Raw genomic sequence first — 6,952 nt, 5'->3', positions numbered from 1 at the left:
CTCGGCGGTCATCGTCGCCATCGGCTGCCACTGCTTAACCAACACGGCTTTGTTAGGATCGTTATCGGCCATCATGCCCGCCCACAGATAAACACGGATCGCGTCATAACCGCTGACGTTAGGCTTATCCGGCGTGGGTTCCCAGCCTTTGTCTTTGCGCCAGTCTATCCAGTCAGGAACAAACCCTTTTGGTGAACTTTCCAGCAATAACCGCTGATTATTCTTATGCAGCGCGGCCCAAGGCCCATGAAAACCTGCCATACGAGCCATCAACTGCGGCGGTAAATAGCTTGGGTTAACGGTCCATACTGGTGAATGTGCAAAACCGACGCGGCCCGGCAGCAGCATCTCGCCAAACCCCGGCAGAGAAGCCACCTCTTCACGAGCGATACGCTGAAGCAGCAAAACCCCCAGAGACTGATAGCTGCGCACCTTCCATAAACGCCCCGCCTCCATCAGTGAATAAGCAATCCAAAGATCGGAATCGGAAGCCGAATTGGTATCAAGAACGCCCCATTCTTGCTTGCCGTTTTCGCCTTTCTCTTTCATTCCCCATAGCCAAGCGGGTAAGCGAGCGCTCAGATCGCCCTGCGCTAAATTGTTCTGCGTCCATTGCAGAATGTTTTCGAACGTAGGCCGATCATTCGCCACTAGAGCGAAAAACAGGCCGTAGCTTTGGCCTTCAGAAGTCGTAATTTTCTGCGGGCTGCTGGTGTCGATCACACGCCCTTGTTCACTGATATAGTGCTGCTTGAATTGCTGCCACTCAGGCCAATCACAGGTAGCGGCGGCTTGAGTACAAAAACTCAGCAGGAGTAGACACAGCGCAACCGCGCTGAATCTCGGCTCATGTCGTCCCCCACAGCAGGGGGACTGAGTGAAAAACCTAAACATCATTAGTCACGCTCATCAGGAGACAAACGGCGACGACGTAAGATCCGCAGCAAACGCCATAGCACAATGGCCAGCAGCACCACGCTCACAGCAGACAGCACGGCAACCAGAATCGGGTGAGTCGAGAATACATGCCACAGACGTTCCCACCACGGCAGATGCCCCACGTAGTAAACATCGCCCACGCGCAGACTGTTCACCCCAGACTCACGAATGACCACAACAGAACCCGACATAGAGGCTTTCTTACCGCTGTCGATCATCGCGTTATTAAGCAGGCTATAACCACGTGGGCTATCGGCCAGTAATGCCACAACGCTGCGCTGATCGTGATACGGAGACTGGAAGCCAATCACCGCCGCCATGGCACCGTCAGAGCGAATGGTGGTCTGCGAGTCAGGCTTCATCGCAGAAGCTTCTGGCATGATGGTATCGAGATTAGGCTGACGCATCGGCATCTTGACCCAGCTTTCCGTTGCATCTACCAGCAGGTCGATTTTGTCGTCCTGTTTTAATGCATCAGGAATAGAGCCGATCAATAGCACATCGGTATCTTTATCTTTCACCTGTGCCCAGTCATCGGTCAGCGATACATTCAGCGCTGGGAAACCGGTTTGTGCGCCAATGCTGCCCAAAGCGTTTAGCATGGCCGTTACCTGAGCCGGCGTGGATTGTTTACCCACCACCACTTCAGTTTCTGACAAATCGGCTAACCGACTGAACGGGAATCCGGCATTAGCAAATGAGCGTAAATCCGGCATCGCCATGAAGTGGCGGTAGCCTGAGAAATCGATGGTTGAAGTGCCGTCAATGGCCACCGTGTTAGGGACAGGCTGTGAAGTCACACAGCTATCCATCGAACCACCGGAAATCGGGTTCGCGTAGTCAAAATCAAAGCGCAGCTGATTACTTGCGCCCAGTTTCAAGGCTGGAATGGCCACGTCGGTGTTTTTATCAATCAGCCCTTGGAACAACGGCAGCCGCATTAGCAATGCGCCTTTATCTTGCTCAGGCACCAAATTGAACGATTGGATAAACTGATTGTTCAGGCTGATCCGCATGCGGGAACCGTCTTCTGTCGCAGGCGACGTGTAACGATACTTCATACGCATATCAATGCCGGTACTACGGATCAAGAACAGGTCTGGCGGCAGGTTTAACGTTACGCTAATCGGCGACGGTTCTAGGCCTGTCGCTTGCAACTGTTCCGCATAAGTTTGCAGCTCAGAGAACGTCATTGGGCGATCGGTACGCACCCAGTTTGGCGCATCGTATGGCACACGAGGCGTCAGAGTTTTAACGCCCTCAACCTCAACGCTTTCGCCGCGGAACAGAATGTTACCTTGCGCAATACCGCGTACCGCCGTCATCAGATCTTTATCATCACGACCCAGCACCAGCAGCAATTTCACATACGGATTATCTGGACGGCTGATCATCTCAACCACTGGTCCATTCACGGCTGGATAGTCGCGCAGGAAATCAGGGCGCTTATCGTTAGTCGCAAACACTACGCCGTGTTTTTCCGGCAGTTGGTTAAACAGAACGGGGAAGTTTTGCCCACGCCACTGCGCTTTGCTACCAAACCAAGATGCCAGCACGCCCGCAGCGCGTTGTTCTGACAAGTTAGGCTGACCGGCAAAGACGATAGGCAGCGTTAGCGCGCTGTAATCACGAGCGTCAAAGAAAGGTTCAGGGAAATGCGACAAATCATTTTTCAGCGGCAACCCTTGGTAGGTCAGGCTGATGGAGCTGTTTTTGCCGACGTCCAACCAGAGTGCGGTACTCCCTGGGTTCTCACAAACGGTACGATAGTGACCAACAAACTCTAAGCGCACGCGGTTAAAATCGCTGATGTAACGAGAATCAATCGGCACCTGTGCGCTGTTTTTCTTACCCAACTGCTCTTTCGTAATCGGCAACACGCCCATCAGTTCATCGTTAAGAAAAACTTTTACCTGAGACTCCACGGGGAATAGCGCAGGCGACGGCGTAAACTCTAAGTTCAGCATCGCATTCGATACCACTTCATCGCTACGCACGCCAAATTCAAATTGACCGGTAGGATCAACGCCGCGCAAATGCATACTGCCCGGCGCCGGTGCAATCTTAGCGAAGGTTAAGTTAACGTCACGCGTCGGGATCCCAACAACCTGAGGTGCCGGCACGGCGGGATCGGTCAATGCGGTCGTAGCGGCATTTGTTGTCGCCACATTTTCTGGTTCGGTGACAGGAGACACCGGCTCAGCATGCACCAAGGTGCTAATACCCAATGCCACAGCAGTTAGCCAAAATATTTTTTTATTCATCGCATTATCATCATGTTGAGCCAATGTCTGAGTCACCACTTTACTCTTCGTATTTCATTGCACAGAGAGTCTCCGCTGCGCCTTGAAATCAATGAATAAAGAAAAGTCCCGAAACGCTTATTATTTTTTCCTGCCTACTTAAGCTCTGCTCACCCCACGTGGAATAAACGACACCGTCCACGCAACCAGAGTGGTAAATCCAACAAACACGCTACGCAAAACTGGCGGTGCATAGTCGGCAAGGCTTTGATAGCCACGGAAGCCGAGTTTCAAAATATCCACCAAGCTCTCGACCGGTTTATCTTCGGCAAAACTGTCTTGCCACAGCGCCCACGTATCTGCGCGGGCAAACGTACACTGAATAAACTCAATATGCTGGGCCACGCTCATGTTATCCATGCGCAAACCGGCTTTTTGCCCGAAGACGCGCGTCACCTTGGATGGGAATGAATACTCCTGCTGCCCACGTTTAAGCATCAGAGTAATATTTTCACCATCGTTGAGCACATTGCCTGAGCGTAGCTCAATTCCCACGCCACCATCAGAATAGTCACGCAGCGTACAAGGGAAAATATGGCCGTCTTTTCGCGCAATTGCGGCAGGCATCGCAATTTCGACACGGTGAGACTGGCGAACCTGCTTAGTTTCAACCGATACCGCCACGGCACCGCCTAAAATGACCATGTTGTAGAACACCCACACCATACTCATCGCCACCGTCCAGATTTCATCTTCTGGCCCGAATGACATACGCCAAATTCCCAGAATCAGCCCGGCAAAGTTCAGCAGAACCAAAATCAGATACGGGCGGGTAATCACCCAGTCAACGTGCTGATGCTCAACCAAGCCACCTTTGGCGGTAACGTTAAATTTCCCTTTATGCGGATTAAATAGCGCCACCGTAGTTGGACGAGCGATGTACCACGCCAGAACCGTTTCGTAGATTTCACTCCAAAACGAATGGCGATACTTGCCTTGGATTTTTGAGTTGGTCAGGCTGGAATGCACAATGTGCGGAATAACATACAAGGCGATAGCCAGCGCTGGGGCAAAAATAATGTAGGCGTGCATCAGCAAGAACGCCAACGGTGCGGTTAAGAAGATAAGTCGCGGGATACCCGATAAGAAATGCAGCATGGCGTTGGCATAGCAAATACGCTGCGCTAGCTTTAACCCTTTGCCAAATAACGGATTATCCAAACGGAAAATCTGCACCATGCCGCGCGCCCAGCGAATACGTTGACCAATATGAGCCGACAGACTCTCCGTGGCTAAACCCGCCGCCTGTGGAATACGGATATAGGCCGATGTCCATCCGCGGCGGTGTAAACGTAACGAGGTATGCGCATCTTCCGTCACGGTTTCTACGGCAATTCCGCCCACTTCATCCAGTGCAGTGCGTCGTAATACGGCACATGAACCGCAGAAGAAGGTCGCATCCCACATATCGTTACCGTCTTGCAGCAAACCGTAGAACAGAGTGCCTTCATTCGGCGTGCGGCGGAAACGGCCAAGGTTACGTTCAAAAGGATCGGGAGAGAAAAAGTGATGCGGCGTCTGCATCATGCCGAGCTTTTTGTCTTTAAAGAACCAGCCCAGCGTTAACTGTAGGAATGAACGCGTTGGCACGTGGTCGCAGTCGAAAATCGCCACGAATTCGCCTGTCGCCTGCTTTAGGGCATTATTGATGTTCCCTGCTTTAGCATGCTCATGCGTCGTTCGGGCAACATACTTAATACCTACCGTTTCAGCAAATTCACGAAACTCTTCACGGCCACCGTCGTCCAGCAGCCAGATATTCAGCTTTTCTTTCGGCCAGTCAATGCCCAACGCCGCGTAGATCGTTGGTTTAACCACGCTCATGTCTTCGTTGTAGGTGGGCACCATAATATCAATGGTTGGCCACGACTTAACGTCTTCCGGCATCGGTGCTGGCTGGCGATTAAGCGGCCAAATGGTTTGGAAATATCCCAGAACCAACACCACCCACGCATAGGTCTCTGCGGCTAGCAGCAGCAGCCCACAGATTAAACTGACCGGGTCGTCCCAGTTCAACGTTGAGGTATAACGCCACCAGATATAACGGCAGGAAACCGTTAACGACAGCACAATCATCATCAAAGACGAGAACCGCCCTGGAATTCGGCGCACCACCATGGCGATGCCCCATAGCAGCAGCACAAAAACAAACTGGGAACTTAAATCGAATGGTTGTGAGATACACAACAACGCGAGGATGGTAGAGAAAACGCACATCACGCCTAAAATAATACGCCGTACGCCCTGCCCTAAACGGTTAAAAGCCTCTTCAGACTCTTCGGCTCCGTGTTCCTGCACTTTATCAGGCAGGCTTTTCAGCCACTCATGGTCGCGATTATGCAGGCCTTTAAAACGCTCACCCAAGCCATACCTTTTTGCCGAGCGATGCATCGAGAACACGATCAGCCATAGGCTCTGAATGGCATAACGAACGATATCTAATGGGCGTGGACGCTGTGCATCAATATGGGGGAAAAGTGTGGTTTGTTGGCTACGGATCTGCTGCCAGCGTGGAGATTCTAGCTTTAGGAAAAACCATGCCATTGCCAGCCAAAAACAGCCCAGCGCTGCGCCAAGGCGAGAAGCCTCATTATACTGACGATATTGGCGATAGCGTTCAGCCAACGTCTGGCGCACCGGCGTCATTAAAAACAGATCGAGTATCCACCTCATACCGCCGACCCATCGGCAACGTTGCCATCAGCATCAAAGTGCAGCAAACACCAGTTGGCAAGCGTCATAATTTCTTCAGTTGCTAGAGAGTGAGGGTAATACTCACCGATTGGCTGCTTGGCGGCGCTCGCCTCAGCCATCGCTTCATCACGATGAATCACCATGGGCAATAGCGAAGGCAGACTTTGCAGCCACAGCTGATAGATATCTTCTTGTAGTTTACTGGTGGCGAGCAGTTGGTTAGCGAGCAGGAAAGTTCCCTGCGGCAACGCCTGCTGATGTAGACGTGTATGACAGTTGGTGTCAGGAACAATAACGTTAATCACGCCATCGGCAAGAGACGTAAAATGTTGTGCCAGCGGATGCATGCCGTTTGGCACATCCAGCAAAATCCAGTTATAGCGCCCACTGGCACGCAATGCAGGAATGTTTTGCGCCCAGTGTGTCCAACGGTCAATATCCGTGAAAAATTGCGCATGTTCATCTGCGCTAATCTGCCCGAAAGGCAGGAAATCAAGCAGGTCGGTGTAACGCAGTGCCGCATCTTGCCACGCAGTACCATCAAATTCAGCACGCGCCCAGCCGTTCGTATGGGTGAAATCAGTATTAAAGTGCATACGTAGCAAATTCGCTGGAGTAACGTCGATAACCAGCACAGACTCACCCAGTTGCTGCAATCCCCACGCTAACGCTGAGGTGATAGATGTGGTTCCCACCCCCCCTCGCATTCCCTGTAAAGCAATAATTGCCATTACTTAGCGCTCCCTGCAAATTGCATCAGCTCCGCCAAAAGAGGCCAGCGACGGATCACTTCATTCATATGTTCTTGTCTAGAGATATCAACATAGTCGATTTTGGGAATAGAAAATGCTTTGCTTAAGGCCGCAATATCATTTTGAAAAGTGAACGTGGGGCTATTCTCAATCGGATTATTTCTTTTATCATTCATTCTGCTATCCGTGAAAAATCGGCTATGGTTTATGATTATAGCTAGATAAAGAAAAGCTGTTGCTACAATATAATAGCGAGAACATATC

At 51.3% G+C, this 6,952-nt stretch carries 5 protein-coding genes; all 5 read right to left on the bottom strand.

Annotated elements, in window-relative coordinates; genetic code table 11:
* A partial coding sequence (gene bcsZ, locus BN1044_RS01070) for a cellulose synthase complex periplasmic endoglucanase BcsZ (RefSeq protein WP_081329507.1) occupies positions 1-897 on the bottom strand: 897 nt, incomplete at its 3' end.
* Positions 897-3,203 (bottom strand): cellulose biosynthesis cyclic di-GMP-binding regulatory protein BcsB, encoded by a 2,307-nt coding sequence (bcsB, locus tag BN1044_RS01065; protein WP_072307193.1) that lies wholly within the window; start codon positions 3,201-3,203, stop codon positions 897-899. The genes bcsZ and bcsB, both read right to left, overlap by 1 nt.
* 138 nt (positions 3,204-3,341) lie before the next feature.
* Entirely contained in the window at positions 3,342-5,915 is a 2,574-nt protein-coding gene (gene bcsA / locus BN1044_RS01060) for a UDP-forming cellulose synthase catalytic subunit (RefSeq protein WP_072307189.1), read from the bottom strand.
* Positions 5,912-6,667: a cellulose biosynthesis protein BcsQ gene (bcsQ, locus tag BN1044_RS01055; RefSeq protein WP_072307188.1), complete on the bottom strand. Its 756-nt coding sequence runs from the start codon at positions 6,665-6,667 to the stop codon at positions 5,912-5,914. The genes bcsA and bcsQ overlap by 4 nt, the downstream gene beginning before the upstream one ends.
* On the bottom strand, positions 6,667-6,864 hold the full coding sequence (gene bcsR / locus BN1044_RS01050) for a cellulose biosynthesis protein BcsR (protein WP_025799534.1): 198 nt from the start codon (positions 6,862-6,864) through the stop codon (positions 6,667-6,669). The genes bcsQ and bcsR overlap by 1 nt, the downstream gene beginning before the upstream one ends.
* Positions 6,865-6,952: the final 88 nt, after the last annotated feature.

It is taken from the genome of Hafnia alvei (assembly GCF_900095695.1).
GTDB classification, from domain to species: Bacteria; Pseudomonadota; Gammaproteobacteria; order Enterobacterales; family Enterobacteriaceae; genus Hafnia; species Hafnia alvei_B.
Note: the sequence above shows the minus strand (reverse complement) of the source record. Positions and strands in the feature narration are given on the sequence as shown.

Coding starts and splice junctions, on each gene's coding strand:
- bcsR (WP_025799534.1), bottom strand. CDS start 6,864: ATGAATGATAAAAGAAATAATCCGATTGAGAATAGCCCCACGTTCACT.
- bcsB (WP_072307193.1), bottom strand. CDS start 3,203: ATGAATAAAAAAATATTTTGGCTAACTGCTGTGGCATTGGGTATTAGC.
- bcsQ (WP_072307188.1), bottom strand. CDS start 6,667: ATGGCAATTATTGCTTTACAGGGAATGCGAGGGGGGGTGGGAACCACA.
- bcsA (WP_072307189.1), bottom strand. CDS start 5,915: ATGAGGTGGATACTCGATCTGTTTTTAATGACGCCGGTGCGCCAGACG.